Below are 508 nucleotides of genomic sequence, written 5' to 3'. Positions count from 1 at the left end.
AATTAATATAACAGAAAAAGATATTAAAAATGTAGAAAATCTTTGTGCAGCAGTTCAAGCAAAGGAACCTTTTAAAGGAAGAGTTGGGCCGATGACTGAAGCAGAAGAAGATCAATACAGAAATTTTGGAGAGCTTATACGAAGATTACTAGCTTTTAAGAGTTTTTTATTAGGAATCGATAAAAGTATGAGTAGAAAATCTTTCATAGACTATTATAACTCTAACAAACAGAGTGCTACTATCATACCCACTCAACTTAACAAATTAGCTAAAAATATGGGATTTTCGCTGCCTGAATATATTAGGCTGAGTAAAAATGTAACGCAGTTATCTTCAAAAGTTAAAGCTATTAATGTTAAAGTTTCGGGTGATCTAGTTGATAAGTTAAAGAATTTATGTAATATTTCTGATAAAGATCATCTTTATATGTGTTATTACTTTCATATTCTTAACAGAATTAAATCTTTATGTGGACTTTATCTTTTTGATAGGCCACAGACATCGCGC

At 30.1% G+C, this 508-nt stretch carries 1 protein-coding gene; it reads left to right on the top strand.

Annotated features, from left to right (window positions below; all coding sequences use genetic code 11):
• Positions 1-508, top strand: a 508-nt coding sequence (locus tag F3D59_RS10000) for a hypothetical protein (RefSeq protein ID WP_191092480.1), incomplete at both ends; no start/stop codon positions are given.

It is taken from the genome of Francisella sp. XLW-1 (genome assembly GCF_008711455.1).
Lineage (GTDB): Bacteria > Pseudomonadota > Gammaproteobacteria > Francisellales > Francisellaceae > Francisella > Francisella salimarina.
The sequence above is the reverse complement of the archived record's forward strand: the minus strand, read 5'-3'. Positions and strand labels throughout refer to the sequence as shown.